Raw genomic sequence first — 20,790 nt, 5'->3', positions numbered from 1 at the left:
AGTTCGAAACGAGGCTGTCGAGGGCTGACCAGCCCGATTCGTCAGAGCCAGCCGGGTTTGACCAGCCCCGACTCGTATGCGATCACGACGAGCTGCGCCCGGTCCCTGGCGTGCAGCTTCATCATGGCCCGGCTCACGTGAGTCTTGGCGGTGGCCGGCGACATGAACAGCTTGGCCGCGATCTCGTCGTTGGTCATGCCGGTGCCGACCAGGGCAAGCACCTCGCGTTCGCGCTCGGTGAGCTGGTCGAGCCCGTCGGCGGCGACCGGTTCCTTGGCGCGGAAGGCGTATTCGGCGATCAGCCGGCGGGTCACGCTGGGCGACAGCAGCGCCTCGCCCGCCGCGACCACGCGCACCGCCTGGATCAGCTCGGCGGGCTCGGTGTCCTTGACCAGGAAACCGCTGGCCCCGCCGCGCAGCGCCTCGAAGACGTACTCGTCCAGCTCGAACGTGGTCAGGATGATGATGCGCGGCCCCGGCGGCATCTGCCGGGTGGCGGTCAGGCCGTCGGTGCCGGGCATGCGGATGTCCATCAGCACCACGTCGGGCCGGTGCTCGATCGCCAGCCGTACGGCCTCGGCGCCGTCGGGGGCCTCGGCCACGACGGTCATGTCCGGCTGGGCGTTGAGCAGCGCCTTGAAGCCCGCCCGGACCAGCGCCTGGTCGTCGGCCAGCAGCACCTTGATCATTGACTCTCCTCGGGTAGTGGCAGCCGCGCCTGGACCTGGAAACCGGCGCCCGCCGGGCCGGCGACGAGGGTGCCGCCCAGCGCGGAGGCCCGCTCGCGCATGCCGGGGATGCCGTTGCCGCTGCCCGACTCCGACAACACCGGGACCGTGGCCGCGCCCGTGTCGTTCACCTGGATGGCCAGCTCCCGCAGGCCGTATTCGAGGCGCACGCTCACCTCGGAGCCGGGTGCGTGGCGGGCGGCGTTGGTCAGCGACTCCTGCACGATCCGGTAGGCGGCCCGCTCGACCTGCGGCGGCAGCGGCCGGCAGCCGACCCGTTCGATCGACACCCGCATCCCCGAGCGCTCGATCAGCTCGTCCAGGCGGTCGAGCCCGGCGGTCGGGGAGCGCGGGGCGCCTTCGCGCAGGACGTTGAGGACCGAGCGCATCTCGCCGAGCACCTCCTTGGAGGCCGTCTTGATGGTGGCCAGGGCGGTCCTGGCCTGCTCGGGGTTGGTGTCAATGAGGTGCAACGCGGTAGAGGCCTGGACATGGATGAGCGAGATGTTGTGGGCCAGCACGTCGTGGAGCTCCTGGGCCATGGTCAGGCGCTCCTCGCTGGCCTGCCGCCGGGCCTCCTCCTCGGCGATGCGCTCGCGCTCGGCCCGGCGTTCCCTGACGGTCCTGACCAGCTCGGCCACCACCATGAGCAGGGTCACGGCGGTGAAGATCCACACGCTGTGGAAGAGGTCGCGCTGGCCGATCGCCCAGCCGTAGCCGATGAAGGACACCACCGTGGCCCCGGCCATGCTCCAGCCGATCAGCCTCCTGCCGTGCAGGACCAGCTGGAACAGCAGGACCGCCAGGCTGACGAAGCTGGGACCGTAGGGGTATCCGCCGATCAGGAAGAGGTCGCAGGCGGCGAGCGCGGCGATGGTGGTCAGCAGCGGGAAACGCCGGTGCAGGACGATCGCCACCGGGCCGACCAGCAGCAGTCCGTAGGCGTAGGGGTCGAGGGGCGCCCTGGTGTATCGCTGCCCCCAGGACGCGCCCTTGCCGATGACGAACTGGGCGGCCGCCACGATGAGGGCGAGATAGGGATGGAATCCGAGCTTGCCGCGCACGGGTCCTACGCTAGGTCAGCGCGTTGACCGGCGCATCATCCCTGTGTTTGAGGGGGCCCTACCGCGACGGGCGTACGTGGTCCATCGTGGAGACCATGCGCCGAGTGATCGTTCCCGTAACAGCAGTCCTCGTCTCGCTCGTGCCTGCCGCTCCCGTGCTGGCGGAGCGGCAGGAGAAGGTACCGGTCGCGGAGGGGTACGGCGGCGCCGTGGCCACCGTCGACCTCGATGCCAGCAAGGCCGCCATCTCCGTGCTCAGGAAGGGTGGCAACGCCGTGGACGCCGCGGTCGCCGCCGGCGCGGTGCTCGGCGTGACGGAGCCGTACTCGTCGGGCCTGGCCGGCGGCGGCTTCATGGTCTACTACGACGCCGGTAAGCGTAAGGTCTACACGATCGACGGCCGGGAGACCGCCCCCCGGGCCATGAACGCGACCACGTTAGAGGGCATCCCGTTCGATGAGGGCGTCACCAGCGGTCTGTCGGCCGGCGTGCCCGGCACGGTCGCGAACTGGGATCTGGCCCTGCGGAAGTTCGGCACGATCTCCCTCAAGGAGGCGCTCAAGCCCGCGATCGAGGTGGCCGACAGGGGCTTCGTCGTGGACCAGACCTTCCACGACCAGACCGCCGCCAACGCCGCCCGCTTCGCCGACATCACCTCCACGGCCAAGCTCTACCTCCCGAACGGCGCCCCGCCGCCCGTCGGCTCCGTCTTCAGGAACCCCGAGCTCGCCGACACCTACCGCGAGCTGGGCAGACGCGGCCCGAGCTGGCTGTACGACGGGCAGCTCGGCAAGGAGGTCGTGGCCACCGTCAAGCGCCCGCCGGTCACCCCCGGCAGCACCCGCAACGTCCGGCCCGGCCTCATGGAGCTGTCCGACCTGCGCGCCTACCGCGCCCTGCTGCGCGAGCCCACCAAGGTCTCCTACAAGGGCCTGGACGTGTACGGCATGGCGCCCCCGTCCTCCGGCGGCTCGACCGTCGGGGAGGCGCTCAACATCCTGGAGGCCCTGCCCCGCGTCGGCCTGCACGAATACCTGGAGTCCTCCAGGCTCGCCTTCGCCGACCGGGGCAAGTACGTCGGCGACATCCTCGGCGTGCCGCTGAAGCAGCTGCTGTCCGACGGCTTCGCCAAGGAGCGGGCCTGCCTGATCGGCGACAGGGCGATGGCCCACCCGGCCGCGCCGGGCAACCCTGACGGCTCCTACGAGGACTGCGCCGAGCCTGAGGGCAGCGCCACCCCGGTCGCGCAGGAGGGCCCCGAGACCACCCACCTGGTGGTCGCCGACCGCTGGGGCAACGTGATCGCCTACAACCTGACCATCGAGTCCACCGGCGGCAACGGCATCGTGGTGCCGGGCCGCGGCGTGCTGCTCAACAACGAGCTGACCGACTTCACGTTCGGCCCGGCCCCCGGCGACCCGAACCTGCCCGCCCCCGGCAAGCGCCCGCGCTCGTCGATGGCGCCGACGATCGTGTTCGACCACGGCAAGCCGGTGCTCGCGGCCGGTTCGCCGGGCGGCTCGACCATCATCACGACCGTGCTGCAGATCCTGGTCAACCGCTACGACTTCGGCATGAGCCTGCCGGACGCGCTCGCCGCGCCGCGCGCCTCTCAGCGCAACACCCCGCAGACGCAGGCCGAACCGGCGTTCCTGACGAGGTACCGGCCCGAGCTGGAGGCCCTGGGGCACAGCTTCGCCCAGACCCCTGAGCTCGGCGCCGCCACGGCGCTGGAGTTCGTCGGCCGAGGCCGGGTCCAGGCGGTCGCCGAGCCCGTCAGGCGCGGTGGCGGCAGCGCGCTGGTGGTGTCCCCTAGTAGATGAGCTCGTAGGCGCCGGGCCGCACCTTCCTCGTACGCGCCCAGTACTCGAAGGTGAAGCCCGGCCAGATCGTGCGGTTGACGCCGTGCTCGTCCAGGTACCAGGAGTCGCAGCCCGCGTTCCACACCAGAGGGTCGAGCCGGCGGCGCAGGCGGCGGTTGAACGCCCGCTGCGCGCCCGGCCTGACGTCCAGGGCCCTGGCCCGGGTCCTGGACAACAGGCGCAGGCAGTTGACGACATAGCGGACCTGCGACTCGATCATGAACACCACCGAGTTGTGCCCGAGGCCGGTGTTGGGGCCGAGCAGGAAGAACAGGTTCGGGAAGCCCGAGGTGGCGATCCCGTAGTAGGCCTGTACGCCGTCCCGCCAGGCGTCCTGGATCTTCAGCCCGTCCCGGCCGACGATGTGCTGGTCGGCGAGCGTGTCCACGACCCTGAAGCCGGTGCCGTAGACGATCACGTCGGCCGGGTGCTCGGCGCCCGCCGCGTCCACGATCGAGTGTGGCCTGATCTCGGTGACGCCCTCGGTGACCAGCTCGACATTCTCCCTGGTCAGGGCCGGGTAGAAGTCGCTGGAGAACAGGATGCGCTTGCAGCCGATCAGGTAGCCGGGGGTGAGCCGGCGGCGCAGGTCCGGGTCGGGGACCTGGGCCCCCAGGTGGTCGAGCGCGAGCCTTCTGAGCGGCTTCATCAGGCGGGGGTCGGCCGCGAAGCCCATGCCCCTGGCCTCCAGGGCCCAGTAGAGGCCGTCGCGTACGGTCCTCGCCAGGCCGGGCAGCCGCAGGATCCGGCGCGTGGCGGGGGAGAAGGGGAGGTCCGGTTTGGGGTGGATCCACGGGGGCGTGCGCTGGAAGACGGTCAGGCGGCCGGCGAGCGGGGCGATCCGCGGGACGAACTGGACGGCGGAGGCGCCGGTGCCGATGACGGCGACGCGCTTGCCGGTGAGGTCGGCCGAGTGGTCCCACTCGGCGGAGTGGAAGGCGGGGCCGCGGAAGGTCTCGCGCCCCGGTATGTCAGGAAATTTCGGGATATGTAGGGCGCCGATGGCCGAGACGATCGCGTTCGTCCGCATTGTCGTCCCGTCGTCCGTGGTGACCGACCAGCCCCGCCTGGCGTCGTCGTAGTCGAGGGCGGTGACCTGCCGGCCGTACCGGATGTGGCGGGTGATGCCGTACTTGTCGGCGCACGCGCGCAGGTAGTCCCAGATCTCCTGCTGCGGGGCGAACATCCGGGACCAGCCGGGGTTGAGCTCGAACGAGTAGGAGTACATGTGCGACGGGATGTCGCACGCGCAGCCGGGATAGGTGTTGTCGCGCCAGGTGCCGCCCAGCTCGGCGGCCTTCTCCAGGATGACGAAGTCGTGGTAACCGGCTTCCTTGAGCTTGATCGCCATGCCGATCCCGGCGAACCCGGCGCCGATGATCACCAATCCCGGATCACCCATAGGACCTCCCCGGCCGATTATTGGACGCCCCATCCAATATAATGAGCGCAATCCGGCCGGGTCCAGGGTGACGGCCGTCACATGGCGACGACGAGATCCCGCCACGGCCTCCGCGGCGGGGATCGTCCTGCCGGTGACTACTGGAGCAGGAGGAAGGCGGCCACGCCGATGATCACGATCACGACGGCGACCGCGATGATGGGCAGCAGCGGAGACTTCTTGGGCTTGGCCGTGGCTTCTTGCTCCCGTGCGCTCGCGAACGCGCGGAACGCCTGGGTGTTGCCCGCCGGATCGATATGCTGGTCAGCCATGGTGAGCAGCCTAGCGTGAGCGCTTGCGCCTTTTGCGGCCTTTGGCGGGATCTATAGCGAGTGAGCTTCGCCTGGCCGCCGCGGTGGCGCGCTGAAACGCGGCTTGCCGTGGGGACGGCCTGATTAGGGGACCGGCCCACCCGGCGGATAACTTTGAACCATGCTCAGGACCCTGCTCTCGCCCCGCATCGTGGGGCTGCACCTGTTGACGATCGGGGTCCTGATCGCGTTCATCCTGCTCGGGCGCTGGCAACTCGGCGTCTTCCAAGATTCGGGAAAGCCGCACGCCTCCGCCGACCCCGGGCCTGTCGCGGTCGCCACGCTCGCCCCGACGGGCGCCCAGCTCAACGGCGAGGCGGTGGGGCGCCGGGTCTCGGCCGAGGGCGTCTACGACGCCGGCCGCCAGCTCCTGGTGGTCGACCGGCGTCCCGACGTCGACGCGCCCGGCGGCCGGGTGTCGCGCGACCACGGCTACTGGGTGCTCACCCCGATCAGGCTCGACGACGGCACGCTGGTGCCGGTGGTGCGGGGCTGGACGGACAGGGCCGACGACCCGGCGGTGGCGGCCGTGCCGCCCGGCAGGGTCACGGTGGCCGGGCGGCTGCGTCCGCAGGAGGGCACCGACAGCGTGCAGGGGCGGGCCGAGGTGCTGCCCGCCGGTCAGGTGCAGACGGTGTCCACGGGCGAGCTGGTCAACCTGTGGAGCGGGCAGAAGGTGCGCACGGGTTATGTCGTGGCGCAGCCGCCGTCCGGCACGCTGAGCCCGGTCGACGTCCAGCCCCCGCAGGTGGGCGGGACACTGACCTGGCGTAATCTCGCGTACGCTGCCAATTGGTGGATTTTTGCGGGATTCGCCGTTTTTATGTGGTTCCACTTCGTCCGCGATGCCGTACGAAGTGATCGAGACCGTGGCAAGTCCCCCGAGATGGTTCTGGAAGGTTAAGCGGTGGAATCGGCTCTGAAGCCCTTCCGGGTGCTCGCATATGTGGTCGGCGTCATGCTGCTGGTGCTCTGCGTGGCCATGGTGCTGCGTTACGGCTTCGGCGAGGCGTCGATCTCGAAGATCGTGGCACCCATTCACGGCGGGCTCTACATGATCTACCTGCTCACCGTGATGAACCTGGGCATGAAGGCGCGCTGGAGCTGGCCGTACATGCTCGGCGTGATGCTCGGGGGCACGGTGCCCTTCCTGTCGTTCTACGTCGAGCGCAAGGTGACCCAGCGCGTGCAGGACACGCCGGCGGCGGCGGAGGCCTGAGGTCAGGCCCCCGCCGTTCCGGCGGGCTCAGTGGCCGATGCCGCGCCTGCGGGCCCTCTTGAGCCGCTCGCGCTGCGACGGGTCGAGCATCAGGTAACCGACCACCGGGGCGGCGACCACGCCGAGGATCACCAGCAGCGTGATCCAGCTGAACTGGAAAAAGATCAGCGAGAGCAGAACCGCGGCGCCGGCGCCGATGGCGTACTTCTGAACGGGCGACATCCCCAACTTCCTCCGAACGCGGAGCCCGCGCCCCGCCTCTCCCACATTGTGCGTCGCCTGTCCAACGTGTGAGGGCACCGTTGTGGTTCCATTCGCGATGTATCGCAATTGTTGTGCATTCGGCCAACTGCGGAAAGACCATGGGGGCTGCTCAGCCGGGATCAGGTGGCGCGTCGATGACCGACCGGAGGTCGCGGCGGAGCTCGTCAGGCGTGGGCCGTTCGGCGGGGTTGCCGGACAGTAATCGGAGCAGGACAGGGGCCAGCGCGCCCGCCCTGGTCAGGGGCGCGCCGGGGGCCGGCGGCGAGCCCTGTACGGCGGTGAAGAGGGTGGCGCCCAGGGACCACAGGTCGGCGGCCAGGGTCTGGGCGCCCTCCGGGGCGGTGAAGGCGGGGAAGGTGCCGGCCCGCAGCAGCGGGGTCAGCAGGGCCCGGCCGTCGGGGGAGAGCAGCACGTTGCCCGGCTGGACGCCGCCGTGGAACTCGCCGCCCGCCAGCAGCCGGTCCAGCACGGCCAGCCCGATCGCCGCGACCTGGGCGGGCGGCAGCGGTCCAGCCGTCGCCACGACCACGTCGAGCGGCCGGTCCACGGCCAGGTGTTCGAGCGTCTCGCGCACCACCTCGATCGGCGGCGGCCCCGCCGGGTGCAGCATCGCCCTGATCAGCGATCTGAGCGGGTCCGCGCCCGCGGCGGGCACCTGGCCCGGCGGCCGGCCTTCGACCGCGAAGTGCAGCGTGGCGGCCAGCGCCCACAGGTCGGCCGAGGGCAGCATGCTCAGACTGGGGGACCCGAACCCGGTGAGCACGGCCCGGCCCGTCGGGGTGAGCAGCACGTTCCCCGGGTCGACCCGGCCGTGCACGATCCCGGCCTCGTGCGCGGTCGTCAGGGCCGACAGCAGGCAGACGCCCACCCTGGCGGCCTGCGTGACCGGCAGCGGGTGGTGCGAGCGTACGGTCTGCTCCAGCGACGCCCCCGAGACGAACTCCATGACCAGCCATGGCGCCCCGTCCTCGACCACCACGTCGAGCACCCGCGCGACCAGGGGATGCCGCAGCCGGGCGGCCCGGCGGGCCTCGTCCAGCGCGGAGTTGTGCAACTCGGCGGGCACCCGCAGCCGCCTGACCGCGACGTCACGGTGCTCCCGCTCGTCGAAGGCCAGCCGGACGGAGCCCGTCCCCAGGGGGTTGAGCAGCCGGTAGCGCCCGCCGAGCTTCCTGGTCTCACCCATGTCGAGGGGCACGATAGCGCCCGCCCTCGTGCGCGGCCATCATGCGATGCCGCCGGACAGCCAGGTCTCGTGGGCGTCGTACAGCCTGCGCCACAGCTTGTCCTTCTCCTCGGCGCTCGCGTCGTCCAGCGGGAGCAGGAACACGTCCGCCAGCGCCGCGTAGTAGTCGACGGCGGTGTCCAGGGTGACCGTGTGCACGCCGGTGCCGAGGCGGGACAGGGTGAGCCCGCGCAGGTTGTCCACGCCGGACGCGTCCCGCCGCTGGATCGTGGCGATCTGGACGTAGCCGGACGTCGGCGAGGTGGTCAGATGGCGATGCATATCGATAAATGCCGACATGTCGGTGGGGGCGGGGTCGAAGTCCATGCCCTCGAACGAGCCGCTCGGGTCATGCTCGAACCGCCAGCCGCCGGGCGCGACCTCCGAGGGGCGCAGCGCGTACTGGAAGGGGCCCTGCCGGTAGGTGCCCGCGACCAGCGGGAGCGGCTCGTGCAACGCGTCGCCGAGACCGGCGTCCACCAGCCACTCCCCGCCCGGGTTGGCCGCCGAGGGCAGGCCACGGACGGTGAGGACCAGGTGGTTGGCGTTGACGCCGGGGTCCCCGCCCCGCTTCTGCACGCCGCCGACGTGCCGGGTGACGTCGTAGCCGAGTGCCCTGAGCAACTCGGAGAAGGCACCGTTGAGGTGGTAGCAGTAACCGCCGCGGCCGCGGAGGATGCGCGCGGCCGACTCGGCTGGATCGACGGTGGTGGGGCGGCCCAGCCAGATCTCCAATGCCTCGTAGGGGACTTTTTCGACGTGGGCCGCGTGGAGCGCGCGCAGGCCCTCGGCGGTGACGGGTTCGTTGAGCAGGTGGGGCAGGCCGAGACGGCGGAGGTATCCGGCGGTGTTCACCAGCCAAGTCTGCACCGTATGTGCACAGATTTAGGAGTGTCGTCTGCACGGGGCGCTTCTAGGCTTTCGTACGTGGCAGAGCAACGGCGCATCCTCGTGGTCGAGGACGACGTGACGATCGCCCTGGCCGTGCGGAACAGGCTGGCCGCCGAGGGGTTCGACGTCAGGGTCGCGGGTGACGGGCAGGACGCCCTCGTCCAGTACGGCAGGGCGGAGCCCGACCTGGTGATCCTCGACCGGCTGCTGCCGGGCCTGGACGGCCTGGAGGTGTGCCGCCGCATGCAGGCGGCCAGACCGGTTCCGGTGCTCATGCTGACCGCGCTCGGCGAGGAGACCGACGTGCTCGTCGGGCTCGGCGTCGGGGCCGACGACTACCTGGCCAAGCCGTTCAGCATGCGCGAGCTGGTGGCCAGGATCCACGCGCTTTTACGCAGGGTCGAGCGGGCCGCCCAGCTCGCGGCGGAGGACACGGTGATCAGGGTGGGTGAGGTGGAGATCGACACGGCGGCCCGCAGGGTGTTCGTGAGCGGGGTCGAGGCGCAGCTCACCAGGACGGAGTTCGACCTGCTGCGGCGCCTGGCCGAACGGCCGGGGCAGGTCTTCGAGCGCGACCGGCTGTTGTCGGACGTGTGGGGCTTCTCCGAGGCCGCCGCGACCAGGACCGTGGACAGCCACGTCCGGGCGCTGCGCCGCAAGCTGGGCTCCGACGTGGTACGCACGGTGCACGGCGTCGGCTATGCCCTCGTACGCCGATGAGGCCGCTCGACTTCCTGGGCCGGATCAAGGTCAAGCTCGGCATCGTCATCGTGCTGGCCGTCGGCACGGCGTTCGCGGTGAACGAGGTCGGCCTCACCTCCGGCCTCTCCCGCGAGGTGCGCATCGCGGTGGCGGTGGTCCTGGCGTTGATCATGGTCCAGCTGCTGGCCATGGGGATGACCAAGCCGCTGCGCCAGATGGCCAGCGCCGCCCAGACGATCGCCAAGGGCAGCTACACCCTGCGCGTCAGCGCCACCTCCAGGGACGAGGTGGGGGAGCTGGCCAGGGCGTTCAACGCGATGGCGGCCGACCTCGGCGAGGTGGACCGGCAGCGGCGCGAGCTGATCGCGAACGTCAGCCACGAGCTCCGCACCCCCATCACCGGCCTGCGCGCCGTCCTGGAGAACGTCGTGGACGGCGTCTCCGCGCCCGACCCGGTCACCATGCGCACCGCGCTCGCCCAGACCGAGCGGCTCGGCCGTCTCGTGGCGCAGCTGCTCGACCTGTCGCGGCTGGACTCCGGGACGCGGTTGATGGAGCCGGACACGATCGAGCTGGCGCCGCTGGTCGAGCAGGCCGTACGGGAGGCGGGGCTGGCCCGCGAGGACGTCACGATCCGGCCGTCGGTCCCCGCCGACCTGGTGATGCGCGCCGACCCCGACCTGCTCGCGCAGGTCCTGGCGAACCTCCTCGACAACGCGGTACGGCACAGCCCGCCGGATGGTGTGGTGACCGTCACCGGTGAGGCGGAGGGCGACGGGGTGCGGCTGGTCGTCGCCGACCGGGGGCCGGGGATCCCGGTGTCGGCCAGGGGGCGGGTGTTCGAGCGTTTCTCCCGGCTGGACGCGGGGCGGGCGGCCGACTCCGGGGGCGCCGGGCTGGGGCTGGCCATCGTGAAGGAGATCGTCGAGCTGCACGGGGGTTCGGTTCGCATCGACGACCGCGTGGGCTGTCACATGGTCGTGGATCTACCAGGGAGGACGACGATGCCGGACGTGCCGCTGGAGACCGAGCGGATGTCGGAGGGCGAGAAGGGCGCGGAGCAACCGGCTCCACCGCCGCCGGCGGCGGACCCCGCTCCGGCGCGGGGAGCCCCGGCGCAGGCGGCCCCGGTGCCGGGGGTCCCTGTGCGGGCGGTCGCGGTGTCGGGGGTCCCCGTGCGGGCGGTCGCGGCGCAGGTGGTCGCGGTGCCGGGGGGACCGGGGCAGGCGGGGCGGGCCGAGGCGGTGGGCGCCGGGAGTGAGGGGCCGGGCGCGGCGGGGCGGGACGGTGCCACCGAGGGCATGGTGGCGGAGGGCGTCACGTCGGCGGACTCCGGTGCGGGGCCGGTCGGTGGAGCCGCACCCGTGCCGGTGCCCGGGTACGGGGGGCCCGGATACGGGGGGCCGGTGCCCGGATACGGGGGGCCGGGGCCTGCGGGCGGGGGCCCGCCGTCCGCGGGTGGCGGGCTCGCCAGGGTGCTCGGCGGCGGGGTCCTCGGGGTGCTGGCCGGCTTCCTCGTCGGGCTCTTCGCCGCCGTCATCGTCAGTGTGGTCGCCGGGGACGGGATGGCCCTGTTCACGTTCCTGCTGTGCGTCGCCACCCTGGGGGCGGTCGGCGCGGCGCTGGGGGCGGGTTCCGGGAGCCGGGCGGCGACCACGGCCCACCAGGGGCAGGCGACGGCGCCGTACCGGGGGCAGGCCGGGCCGCCGCCGCCGTACGTCCCGCCGCCGCTCTTCCCCAGGCCGGAGCTGCCCGAGCCGCCCCCCTGGCTGCTGCCGGCGGCGGCCGGGGCCGGGGTGTTCGCCACCGTGGCGCTGCCCGACGCGCGGGTGGGGCTGGGGGTCGTGCTGGTCGCCATGGTGCTGGGCGCGGCGGCGCTCCCCGCGGTGCTGCGGCGGATGACGCCGTGGACGGTGGCCTTCGGGGTGACGGCGTACGTGCTGATCTCCATGGCGGCGGTACGCGACGCCGACTGGCTGGTCGCGGTCCTGCTCGTGGCGGGGGCCGGGCTGGGCGCGCTGGCCGTCTCCGGAGCCGGGGCCGGCTGGCCGGGCGTGATCAGGGGCGGCGTGTCGGTGCTGCTCGCGCTGGGGCCGGTGCCCTGGTTCCTGGCCAAGCCGCTGAAGCGGGTGACGTCCCGGCGGCGGTTCGTGCCGATGCTGGTCGCGCTGGGTATCACGGCGGTGCTGCTGGCGGTGTTCGGGCTGCTGTTCGCCTCGGCGGACGCGGTGTTCGCCTCTTACCTGGAGCGGGTGACCGCCGCGCCGGACTGGGCCGAGTCGGTGCCGTTGCGGCTCTTCCTGTTCGTACTGGTCGCCGTGTTGCTGGCGGCCGTGGTGCTGGTCGCTCTCAGGCCGGTGGCCGATCCGGTGGGCCCGATGGCCAAGTTCGGCGTGAGCAGGAGCATCTGGGTCCTGCCGTTGACGGCGGTGAACCTGCTGTTCGCGTCGTTCGTGGCGGTGCAGATCACGGCGCTGTTCGGGGGGAACACCTGGGTGCTCAGGACGGCCGGGCTGACCTACGCCGAATATGCCAGGCAGGGGTTCTTCCAGCTCGTGGTGGTCAGCGTGTTCGTACTGGGGATCGTGGCGGTGGCGGCCGGGCTGCTCAAGGTCGAGCGGCGCGAGCGCTGGCTGCTGGCCGGGCTGCTCGGTGTGCTGTGCGGGCTCACCATGGTGGTGCTGGCCTCGGCCCTGCACCGGATGAACCTCTACACCGATGCCTACGGCCTGTCCCGGCTGCGGCTGTCGGTGCAGGCGACGGTCTGGTGGCTGGGCGCGCTGTTCACCCTCGTGCTGCTCGCGGGGGCGGCCCGGCTCGCCGGTCGTGGCTCGGGCTGGCTGCCGCGCACGATCGTCCTGGTCACCGGGCTCGGGCTGGCCGCGTTCGCGATCGTGAACCCTGACCTGCGGGTCGCGTACACGCAGGTGGAGGTGCGCGGGGTCACCAAGCTGGACTCCGACTACCTCGGCGACCTCGGCGCGGACGCGGTCCCGGCGCTGGACCGGCTGCCGGAGCCGCTGCGCAGTTGCGTGCTCGCCGACGTGGTCGCGGCGGGCGGCCTGGACCGCCCCGACCCCTGGAACGGCTGGAACCTGGCCCGCTCCCAGGCCCGCGATCTGCTGGCGGCGCGGCCCCTCCACAGGCCGGTGAGCTGCGGCGGGCCGTCCGGGGGCCGCTCTGGTTGAATCTTGGGGTGACCTTCGACGTAGTCATCAGCGGTGGCCGGGTGCTCGACGGCACGGGCGCCCCTCCATACCGGGCGGACGTGGCGATCGGCGGTGACCGGATCGCGGCGGTCGGCAGGTTGGACGGCGTGCGGGCGCGGACCATGATCGACGCGACGGGACGGTTCGTCGCGCCTGGTTTCGTGGACTGCCACGTGCACGGCGACTCGGCGGTCTTCGACCCGGTCGTGCAGCAGGCGGCGCTCCGGCAGGGGGTGACCACGTTCGTCCTGGGACAGGATGGTTTGTCCTACGCGCCGGGGTCCGCCGCTGCCGTCGCCTACGCCGCCCGATACTTCGCCGCCGTCAACGGCCCGCCGCCCGGTTCGGGCGCGCGGGTTCACCCGGGCGATGGGACGCCGCCCGGCGCCCGCGTGCCGGCCGACGGGCCGCTCACCGTGGCGGAGCTGCTCGCCGGCTACGACCGGGCGGTGCCGCTCAACACCGTCTACCTGCTCCCGCACGGCACCATCCGCTACGACGTCATGGGGCCGTCGCCCGATCCGGCCACGGCCGGCGACCTGGCGGCGATGGTGCGGCGCGTCGAGCGGGGCCTGTCGGACGGGGCCCGCGGGCTGTCGAGCGGGCTGGAATACCTGCCCGGCCGCTACGCCTCCGCGGAGGAGCTGGCCGCGCTGTGCCGGCCGCTCGGCGGGCTCCCGTACGTCACCCACATGCGGGCCTACGGCGCCCGGGCCGAGACGGGGATGGCGGAGGTGATGGAGATCGCCGAGCGGTCCGGCGCCGCCGTGCACGTCTCCCACCTGCACGGCCCCGCCTCCGTGCTGGCGCCGCTGGTGGCGCGGGCGCTCGGCGAGGGCGTGGACCTGACCTACGACACCTACCCCTACCTGCGGGGCAATACGATCCTCGCGATGGTGGTGCTGCCCCCGTCCGTGCCGGGCGCCGAGCCCGACCGCGCGCTGGAGATGATCGCCTCGCCGGAGCTGGACGACTGGTGGCCGACGCTCGCCGACACCTGGCCGCGGCTGACCGTCTCGCACGCGCCCGGCCTGGAGTGGGCCGAGGGCCTGACCATCGTGGCGGCGGCCGAGCGGGCCGGGGTGACGCCCGCCGAGTTCTGCCGCCGCCTCCTGACGGAGACGCGGCTGACGGCCGGGGTCGTGTCCGCTCGTCCCGACGAGGGCCCCGAGGGCGAGCAGTCCGTACGGACGATGCTGCGCCACCCGTCGCACACCGGCGGCTCCGACGGCATCTACGTGGGCGGCCATCCGCATCCGAGGGGTTTCGGCGCGTTCGCCAGGTTCCTCGGCCGGCACGTCAGGGAGCTGGGCGACTGGACCTGGGAGCAGGCCGTGGTGCACCTGGCCTCGCATCCGGCCCGCCGGTTCGGGCTGGGGGACCGGGGGCTGGTGAGGAGCGGGTTCGCGGCGGATGTGGTGGTGTTCGACCCGGACGTGGTGGCCGACCGGGCGACGTACGCGGCGCCGCGTACGCTCGCGGTCGGCGTGGACGACGTGATCGTGTCGGGGGTGCCGGTGCTGGCCGGGGGAGAGCTCACCGGGGCCAGCCCCGGGCGGGCGCTCCGATCTTGACAGCGAGTGCGTTGGGATAAGGTCGGACCCGGATGAAAGAGGGTGTTGTGCAGGCGATTCTCGGGCAGTCGGTCTTCGACGGGGGACTCGAGTTCCCCCTCATGGTGGTGCATCGGGACGCGTTGGAGCACAACGTCGCGACGATGGCCGCCTTCGTCCGCGACCACGGGATGGAGCTGGCCCCGCACGCCAAGACGCACATGTCGGCCGAGATCGCCGCGCGGCAGCTCGCCGCGGGGGCGTGGGGGCTCACCGTCGCGACGCCCCGGCAGGCCCGGGTGGTCCGGGGGTTCGGGGTCGACCGGCTCATGGTGGCCAACCAGGTCGTCGATCCGGCGGGGCTCGCGTGGGCGGCCGGTGAGCTGGCGCGGGATCCCGCGTTCGAGTTCCTGAGCTTCGTCGACTCCGAGGCCGGGGTGGACGTCCTCGCCAGGTTCGCCGGGGACCGGCCGTTCCGGGTGCTGGTGGAGCTGGGGCGCGAGGGCGGGCGGGCCGGGTGCCGGACGCTGGACGAGCTGGTGCGGGTGGCCGCCTACGCGCAGCAGGCGCCCGGGGTCGAGCTGGCCGGGGTGGCCGGATATGAGGGCGGCCTGCGGACCGCCCAGGAAGTCCGGAAATATCTGGGCGCGTTGCAGGAGGCCGTCGAATACGTCCGCGTCCGCAACCACATCCTGAGCGTGGGCGGCAGCGAGTGGTTCGACGTGATCGGGCGCGAGCTCGTCGCCACCCAGGCCACGATCCTGCTGCGCAGCGGCGCCTACGTCACCCACGACGACGGCTTCTATCGGGAGCACACCCCGTTCAACCGTATGGAGGGGGAGCTGCGGCCGGCGCTGGAGGTGTGGGCGCACGTCCTGTCCACGCCCGAGCCGGGGCTGGCGATCGTGGGCATGGGCAAGCGGGACGCGCCCTACGACGACGGGCTGCCCATCGCGCGGCGGGACGGCGTGACCGTGCTCAGGATGCAGGACCAGCACGCCTACGTACGCGCCCACGGGCTCGTGCCCGGTGAGCTGCTGGCCTTCGGCATCTCCCATCCGTGCACCGCGTTCGACAAGTGGCGGATGCTGCCGCTGGTGGACCCGGACTACCGTGTCGTTGGCACGATAAGCACCAATTTCTAGGGAGATACCGTGAAAAAGGAGCTCAGGACTACCGAGGGCGCTGCCCCGATCGGCGCATACTCGCAGGGTCTCGTCGTCGGCGACTTCGTCTACACCTCCGGCATGGGCCCGCTCGACCCGCACACCGGCGAGCTCGTCGGCGACGACGTGGCCACCCAGACGCACCAGGTCATGCGTAACCTCGGCGCCATCCTGGCCGCCCACGGCCTCGGGTTCGACGACGTGGTCAAGGCCACGGTCCACCTGCAGCACCTCAAGCGCGACTTCCGCGCGTACAACGAGGTGTACGAGTCGTACTTCAGCCGGCCCTACCCCGTGCGCACGACCGTGGGGTCCGAGCTGCTGGACATCCTGGTGGAGATCGACTTCGTCGCGCACAAGAGCGCTTAGGGGCTGGTTGTGGACAGTTCGGTGTACGCCTTCGTCGAGGACCTGCGCGGCGAGGGCGTCGAACGGGTGCTCGACAGGATCAGCGGATACGGCGTCACGGGCATCACCGTCGGCGCCGTGCACCACGCCGCCTACGACGTCACCCCGCACGGGCTGTCCAGGCTCACCCTCCGGCACGACGGGGCGCACTTCCCCGCGCCGCCCGAGTTGTTCGCCGGGCTCCGGCTGTCTCCCGTGCCGGGCTTTCTGAATGCCTTCGACGGGCTTCGCGAAGCGTGTGCGAAGCGGTCGCTGAAGCTCCATGGATGGACGGTTTTCCTACGTAACGCCACGCTCGGCACCGAGCATCCGGACGTGACCGTACGCGACTGCTTCGGCGACCGCGGCTCGCTCACCGCCCTCTGCCCCGCCCATCCCGACGTGCGCGAATACGCCGTGGCGCTGGCCAGGTCGGTGGCCAGGCTGGGGGTCGACAGCGTGGTGGCCGAGGCGCTGCACTTCAGGCCGCTCAAACCGCAGCGCTCGTTCGTGCCGCTCGGCCCGATGGACGCCTACCTGCTCGGGCTCTGCTTCTGCGACTACTGCATGCGGCGGGCCACCGACCTGGGGGTGAACGCCGAGGTGGCGCGGGACGAGTGCGCCAGGATCGTGGGCGGGGTGTTCGACGGCGACCCGCCCGCGCAGGGCGAGGTGACCAGGGCCGCGCTGACCGCCTACGCCGGGCCCGAGGTCGTGGCCTACGCCCGCGCCAGGTCCGAGACCGTGACCACGCTGGTGTCCGAGGTGGCCTCCGCGGTGGCCGAGGAGGGGTCCAGGCTGGTGTTCGTGGACTCGACGGGTGCGGTCAAGGGCTACCAGCACGGGCTGCCCACGCCGGGGCTGGCGGCGCACGACGCCTGGCAGCTCGGGGTCGACCTGGTGGCGCTGGGCGATCTCGTCCCCGCCTTCGGCGTGCTGGCCTACGCCAGGGACGCCGCCCGGGTGGCCGACGACGTGGGCGCCTACCTGCGGTCGGTGGGCAAGGACCGCGAGGTGCGGGCGGTGCTGCGGCCCGGCCATCCCGACAGCGACTCCGCCGACCGGCTGGTGGCCAAGGCGCGGGCGGCCAAGGCGGCGGGGGCGCTGGCGGTGGACTTCTACGCCTACGGGCTGGTGCCGCACCCGGTGCTCGACCGCATCCCTGCCGCGCTGGCCGAGGTCCAGTGACGGGGTCGCGGTGCGTGGCGCCGGTGGGGGCGGCCGCTCACTTCCTGCCGGTGAACGCGGCGGCCAGTCCCATGCCGAGGTAGACGACGCCGCTGACGTACCGGAGGGTGCGGGCCCGCCTGGTGAGGCGGTGGCCGAGGGCGCCGGCGGCGCAGGCGTACACGAGGTCCGAGATCAGTCCCAGGAGCAGCAGCGTCAGGCCGAACAGCACCACCTGCGGCGCGGGCGAGCCCGCGCCGGGGTCCACGAACTGCGGCAGGAACGCCAGGAAGAACAGCGCCACCTTGGGGTTGAGCACGTTGACCAGCACGCCTTCGAGGAACACCTTGCCCAGCGGCTGCGGGGCCGGCGTGCCGCCCTGCTCCTGCCCGCCGGTGAAGGCACGCAGGCCCAGGTAGGCGAGGTAGGCCACGCCTGCCCACTTGACCACCGCGAACAGCGTCGCGGACTGCGAGATCACGTACGACAGGCCCAGGGCGGCGGCCGCGATGTGCGCGAGCGTGCCGACCTCCACGCCGAAGGCGCTCGCCAGCCCCGCCGTCCGGCCCTGCGCGAGCCCCCTGGCGATGATGTAGAAGTGGTTCGGGCCGGGGATGAGCACCAGGGCCAGCGACGCGGTCACGAACAGGGCAAAAGTCGTTGGAGATATCACGAAACGGCAGCGTAAACTGTCTTTGGTATGTCAACGAAGGCCAATATCGCGTCAGAATCCTGGACCAATGAAGTGTCGGTGCGCCGTGGCATAGTTTCTGGCGTGAACGGTCTTCTCGTCGGGCGCTCCGCTGAGCTGGCCAGGCTGTTGCGGATGCTCGAATCCGCCGCCGAGGGGATCGCCGGAGTGGCGCTCGTCGGCGGGGACGCGGGGATCGGCAAGACCCGGCTGGTCACCGAGCTGGTCGATCAGGCGCGCGAGCGTGGCTTCAACGTGCTGGTCGGCCAGTGCGCCGAGCTCGGCGACGCGCTGCCCTACCTGCCACTGGCCGACGCGCTGCGCGGCGCCGCCCCTGCCGTGAGCGCGGCCGCCGCCACCCGCCCGCTGCTCGGGCAGCTCCTGCCCGGCACGGAGAGCGCGCCCGCGGCCGGCCTGACCCAGCAGCGGCTGTTCGGCTCGCTCCTCGGGCTGCTGGCCGACGTGCAGCCGGTGCTGTTCGTGATCGAGGACCTCCACTGGGCCGACCGGTCCACCCGCGACCTGCTGGTCTTCCTCAGCCGCATGGTGCAGGCCGAGCAGGTCTGCGTGGTCGGCACCTACCGCACCGACGACCTCCACCGGCGCCACCCGCTGCGCTCGGTGCTGGCCGAGCTGAAGCGCCTGCCCACGGTGACGAGCGTGGAGCTGGGGCCGCTGAAGTCCGGCGACATGTTCGACTATGTCGCCACTTTGGGTGAGGTCAACGCCCAGGCGCTCGGCCTGATCGTGTCCCGCGCCGACGGCAACCCGTTCTACGCGGAGGAGCTGTTCGCGGCCATGACCGAGGGCGACAGCATGCCCGACGGGCTGGCCAGCCTGCTGATGACCAGGGTCGAGGTGCTGTCCGAGGCGGGGCAGCGGGTGCTGCGCGCCGCCGCCGTGGCGGGGCGGCGGGTGGAGGACGAGCTGCTGCGGGAGGTGTCGGGGCTGCCGCTGGCCGAGTTCGAGCAGGCGGTCAGGGAGATCGTCTCGCGGGGGTTGCTGCGGGTCGACGGTTATGGCTACGCCTTCCGGCACGCCCTGCTGCAGGAGGCGGTCTACACCGATCTGCTGCCCGGCGAGCGCACGCGGCTGCATGCCGCCTTCGCCCGGCTGCTCACCGCCCCGGCCGAGCTGGCGCACCACCACCTCGCCGGCCACGACCTGGCGGGCGCGCTGGCGGCCTCCGCCGAGGCGGGGCGCCTGGCCGAGCGGCTGGGCGCCCCGGCCGAGGCGCACAGCCACTACGACCAGGCGCTCGCCCTGTGGGACCGGGTCGAGGGCGCCGCCGAGCTGGCCGGGGAGAGCCGGGAAGAGCTGGCCTTCCGCAGCGCCGTCACGGCGGCCGACAGCGGTGACAACCACCGGGCGATCGTGCGGCTGCGGGCCCTGCCGCCGACGTCCGAGGTCAACGAGCGCCTCGCCTACTACCTCTATGAGATCGACGACCCCGCGGGCGCGATCGAGGCGGCCGAACGGGCCGTCGAGGAGGCCAAGGACCAGGTTGCGCTGTCCCGGGCGCTGGCCACCCAGGCCCGCACGCTGCTGTGGAGCAGCCGGCACCAGGAGGTGGAGGCGCTCACCACCCGCGCGCTGGAGACCGCTCGCGCGGCCGGGGCCAAGGACGCCGAGGTGGGCGCGCTGCTCACGCTGGCCATCCACGTCGAGCACCAGGGCGACGTGGAAAGGGCCCACCAGCTGGTCGAGACCGCTTCCGCCGGGCACACCGGCGACCTGGCGATGGATCTGCGCGCCCGCTTCCACCACGCCCGCATCCACTACGACCAGGGCATGATGTCCTTCGCCGCCGAGGTGGCCGACGACGGCATCCAGCTGGCGCTCGAAACCGGGCTCAAGTGGAGCACCTACGGGACCGACCTGCGCTTCCTGCGTTTCCTGATCCACTACGCCACCGGCGAGTGGGATGAGGCCGAGGGGGTCGCGGCCGGCTTCCCCGTGCGGGTGGGCACGCAGCCGGAGGCGATCCTGTCGTCGTTCGCGCTCTTCGTCGAGGTGGGGCGCGACCTTCCGGCGGTGGAGAGCCGGCTGAGCTGGCTGGCGCCGTTCTGGTCCGACGCGCTGGCCGTCTACATGTCCAGGGGGCTGGCGGCCGAGCACGCCCTGTGGCACGGCGATCCGGCCGCCGCGCTGGAGCACGTGCACGCGGCCATGGCGCCGCTGATAGAGGGCGACTCGGGCACCCTGCGGCTGGCCGCCATCGGCCTGTGGGCGCTGGCCGAGCTCGGCACCACCGAGGGCGCCGACGAGCTGCTGTCCCGGGCCCGCTTCGCCGTCGACTCCGGGCCTCTCGGCCAGCGCGGGCACCTCGGGCCCGAGGGGCTCGCCTGGGCGGCGCGGGCCGAGGCGGAGTGGCACCGGGTGCACGGACGGCTCGACGTGGAGCTGTGGCGTAACGTCGTGGCGGCCTTCGACTACGGGTTCGTCTACGAGGCCGCCCGCGCCCGGTGGCGGCTGGCCGAGGCGCTGCTGGCGTCCGGCGACCGGGTGGCGGCGCAGGCGGAGTGGGAGCTGGCCAGGAAGGTGGCGGGGAAGCTGCGGGCCGTCCCGCTGGAAAGGGCGCTGCTGGAGTTCGGGCGGCGGGCGCGCTTCGGGGGCGGGAGCGACGGGGCCGGCGACAGGGCCGGTGACAGGGCCGGCGACGGCGGGCTGACGGCTCGCGAGGTCGAGGTGCTGGGGCTGGTCGCGGAGGGCATGACCAACCGGGAGATCGCGCAGCGGCTGTTCATCGCGCAGAAGACGGTGAGCGTGCACGTCTCCAACATCCTGGGCAAGCTGGAGGTCTCCACCCGCACCCAGGCCGCCGCGGCGGCCCGCCGGCTCGGCCTGCTGACCTGACGCCCTCGGCCCTTTCTGGGGTACTTGGGGCAGAAGGTAACCCTCTACACCACA

18 protein-coding genes are annotated in these 20,790 nt (G+C 72.3%); 10 read left to right on the top strand and 8 right to left on the bottom strand.

Features of this window, described 5'->3' with window-relative positions; translation table 11 throughout:
• Window positions 1–41: 41 nt before the first annotated feature.
• Together BLS95_RS06850 and BLS95_RS06845 are read right to left on the bottom strand one after the other, a co-directional pair.
• Window positions 42–689 (bottom strand): response regulator, encoded by a 648-nt coding sequence (locus BLS95_RS06850; protein WP_090930034.1) that lies wholly within the window; start codon window positions 687–689, stop codon window positions 42–44.
• Window positions 686–1,792, bottom strand: coding sequence for a sensor histidine kinase (locus BLS95_RS06845; protein ID WP_090930033.1), 1,107 nt, complete (start codon window positions 1,790–1,792; stop codon window positions 686–688). The genes BLS95_RS06850 and BLS95_RS06845 overlap by 4 nt, the downstream gene beginning before the upstream one ends.
• Window positions 1,793–1,887: 95 nt before the next feature.
• Between BLS95_RS06845 and ggt the strand changes: the two genes are divergently transcribed.
• Entirely contained in the window at window positions 1,888–3,615 is a 1,728-nt protein-coding gene (gene ggt, locus BLS95_RS06840; RefSeq protein WP_090930475.1) for a gamma-glutamyltransferase, read from the top strand.
• Here the strand turns inward: ggt and BLS95_RS06835 are convergent.
• Both BLS95_RS06835 and BLS95_RS55465 read right to left on the bottom strand, forming a co-directional pair.
• Entirely contained in the window at window positions 3,605–5,056 is a 1,452-nt protein-coding gene (locus BLS95_RS06835) for a flavin-containing monooxygenase (RefSeq protein WP_090930032.1), read from the bottom strand. The two genes, ggt and BLS95_RS06835, sit on opposite strands and share 11 nt — an antisense overlap.
• A gap of 137 nt (window positions 5,057–5,193) precedes the next feature.
• Entirely contained in the window at window positions 5,194–5,367 is a 174-nt protein-coding gene (locus BLS95_RS55465) for a hypothetical protein (RefSeq protein ID WP_176993060.1), read from the bottom strand.
• Window positions 5,368–5,527: 160 nt separating this feature from the next.
• Here BLS95_RS55465 and BLS95_RS06830 point away from each other — a divergent pair, with 160 nt between their 5' ends.
• Together BLS95_RS06830 and BLS95_RS06825 are read left to right on the top strand one after the other, a co-directional pair.
• Window positions 5,528–6,310, top strand: a complete 783-nt coding sequence (locus BLS95_RS06830) for an SURF1 family protein (protein WP_176993059.1) — start codon at window positions 5,528–5,530, stop codon at window positions 6,308–6,310.
• Between the two features lie 3 nt (window positions 6,311–6,313).
• Complete coding sequence (locus BLS95_RS06825) at window positions 6,314–6,625, top strand: DUF3817 domain-containing protein (RefSeq protein WP_090930031.1); 312 nt, start codon at window positions 6,314–6,316, stop codon at window positions 6,623–6,625.
• Window positions 6,626–6,652: 27 nt separating this feature from the next.
• On the opposite strand, the gene BLS95_RS06820 is transcribed toward BLS95_RS06825, so the two are convergent.
• The 3 genes from BLS95_RS06820 to BLS95_RS06810 form a co-directional block, all read right to left on the bottom strand.
• Window positions 6,653–6,847 carry a hypothetical protein gene (locus tag BLS95_RS06820; protein WP_090930030.1) on the bottom strand — a complete coding sequence of 65 codons (195 nt, stop codon included), beginning with the start codon at window positions 6,845–6,847 and terminating at the stop codon, window positions 6,653–6,655.
• A gap of 151 nt (window positions 6,848–6,998) precedes the next feature.
• Complete coding sequence (locus BLS95_RS06815; protein WP_143043610.1) at window positions 6,999–8,075, bottom strand: protein kinase domain-containing protein; 1,077 nt, start codon at window positions 8,073–8,075, stop codon at window positions 6,999–7,001.
• Between the two features lie 39 nt (window positions 8,076–8,114).
• Window positions 8,115–8,969, bottom strand: coding sequence for an arylamine N-acetyltransferase family protein (locus tag BLS95_RS06810; protein WP_090930028.1), 855 nt, complete (start codon window positions 8,967–8,969; stop codon window positions 8,115–8,117).
• A 72-nt stretch (window positions 8,970–9,041) separates the two neighbouring features.
• On the opposite strand from BLS95_RS06810, the gene BLS95_RS06805 reads away from it, so the two are divergent.
• Genes BLS95_RS06805 through BLS95_RS06780 form a run of 6 tightly spaced genes read left to right on the top strand, consistent with a single transcriptional unit; the run spans window position 9,042 to window position 17,210 of the window.
• A complete protein-coding gene (locus tag BLS95_RS06805) occupies window positions 9,042–9,725 on the top strand; it encodes a response regulator transcription factor (protein ID WP_245764892.1) in 684 nt (227 codons plus the stop codon).
• Complete coding sequence (locus BLS95_RS06800; RefSeq protein ID WP_090930026.1) at window positions 9,722–12,895, top strand: DUF4153 domain-containing protein; 3,174 nt, start codon at window positions 9,722–9,724, stop codon at window positions 12,893–12,895. The genes BLS95_RS06805 and BLS95_RS06800 overlap by 4 nt, the downstream gene beginning before the upstream one ends.
• A gap of 8 nt (window positions 12,896–12,903) precedes the next feature.
• Window positions 12,904–14,490 carry an N-acyl-D-amino-acid deacylase family protein gene (locus BLS95_RS06795; protein ID WP_090930025.1) on the top strand — a complete coding sequence of 529 codons (1,587 nt, stop codon included), beginning with the start codon at window positions 12,904–12,906 and terminating at the stop codon, window positions 14,488–14,490.
• Window positions 14,491–14,522: 32 nt separating this feature from the next.
• On the top strand, window positions 14,523–15,614 hold the full coding sequence (locus tag BLS95_RS06790) for an alanine racemase (protein ID WP_090930024.1): 1,092 nt from the start codon (window positions 14,523–14,525) through the stop codon (window positions 15,612–15,614).
• A gap of 9 nt (window positions 15,615–15,623) precedes the next feature.
• Window positions 15,624–16,004, top strand: coding sequence for a RidA family protein (locus BLS95_RS06785; protein WP_090930023.1), 381 nt, complete (start codon window positions 15,624–15,626; stop codon window positions 16,002–16,004).
• Window positions 16,005–16,013: 9 nt separating this feature from the next.
• Window positions 16,014–17,210 (top strand): hypothetical protein, encoded by a 1,197-nt coding sequence (locus BLS95_RS06780; protein ID WP_090930022.1) that lies wholly within the window; start codon window positions 16,014–16,016, stop codon window positions 17,208–17,210.
• A gap of 37 nt (window positions 17,211–17,247) precedes the next feature.
• Here BLS95_RS06780 and BLS95_RS06775 read toward each other — a convergent pair whose 3' ends face one another.
• On the bottom strand, window positions 17,248–17,862 hold the full coding sequence (locus BLS95_RS06775) for a LysE family translocator (RefSeq protein WP_090930021.1): 615 nt from the start codon (window positions 17,860–17,862) through the stop codon (window positions 17,248–17,250).
• A 27-nt stretch (window positions 17,863–17,889) separates the two neighbouring features.
• On the opposite strand from BLS95_RS06775, the gene BLS95_RS58910 reads away from it, so the two are divergent.
• Window positions 17,890–20,736 (top strand): helix-turn-helix transcriptional regulator, encoded by a 2,847-nt coding sequence (locus BLS95_RS58910; RefSeq protein ID WP_090930020.1) that lies wholly within the window; start codon window positions 17,890–17,892, stop codon window positions 20,734–20,736.
• Window positions 20,737–20,790 lie beyond the last annotated feature (54 nt).

This window comes from Nonomuraea jiangxiensis, from assembly GCF_900099965.1.
Classification (GTDB): Bacteria; Actinomycetota; Actinomycetes; order Streptosporangiales; family Streptosporangiaceae; genus Nonomuraea; species Nonomuraea jiangxiensis.
Note: the sequence above shows the minus strand (reverse complement) of the source record. Positions and strands in the feature narration are given on the sequence as shown.

Bases quoted from the DNA above. Each gene is read 5' to 3' on its own strand.
- BLS95_RS06850 (WP_090930034.1), bottom strand. From the start codon at position 689: ATGATCAAGGTGCTGCTGGCCGACGACCAGGCGCTGGTCCGGGCGGGC.
- ggt (WP_090930475.1), top strand. From the start codon at position 1,888: ATGCGCCGAGTGATCGTTCCCGTAACAGCAGTCCTCGTCTCGCTCGTG.
- BLS95_RS06835 (WP_090930032.1), bottom strand. From the start codon at position 5,056: ATGGGTGATCCGGGATTGGTGATCATCGGCGCCGGGTTCGCCGGGATC.
- BLS95_RS55465 (WP_176993060.1), bottom strand. From the start codon at position 5,367: ATGGCTGACCAGCATATCGATCCGGCGGGCAACACCCAGGCGTTCCGC.
- BLS95_RS06830 (WP_176993059.1), top strand. From the start codon at position 5,528: ATGCTCAGGACCCTGCTCTCGCCCCGCATCGTGGGGCTGCACCTGTTG.
- BLS95_RS06820 (WP_090930030.1), bottom strand. From the start codon at position 6,847: ATGTCGCCCGTTCAGAAGTACGCCATCGGCGCCGGCGCCGCGGTTCTG.
- BLS95_RS06815 (WP_143043610.1), bottom strand. From the start codon at position 8,075: ATGGGTGAGACCAGGAAGCTCGGCGGGCGCTACCGGCTGCTCAACCCC.
- BLS95_RS06800 (WP_090930026.1), top strand. From the start codon at position 9,722: ATGAGGCCGCTCGACTTCCTGGGCCGGATCAAGGTCAAGCTCGGCATC.
- BLS95_RS06790 (WP_090930024.1), top strand. From the start codon at position 14,523: ATGAAAGAGGGTGTTGTGCAGGCGATTCTCGGGCAGTCGGTCTTCGAC.
- BLS95_RS58910 (WP_090930020.1), top strand. From the start codon at position 17,890: ATGTCAACGAAGGCCAATATCGCGTCAGAATCCTGGACCAATGAAGTG.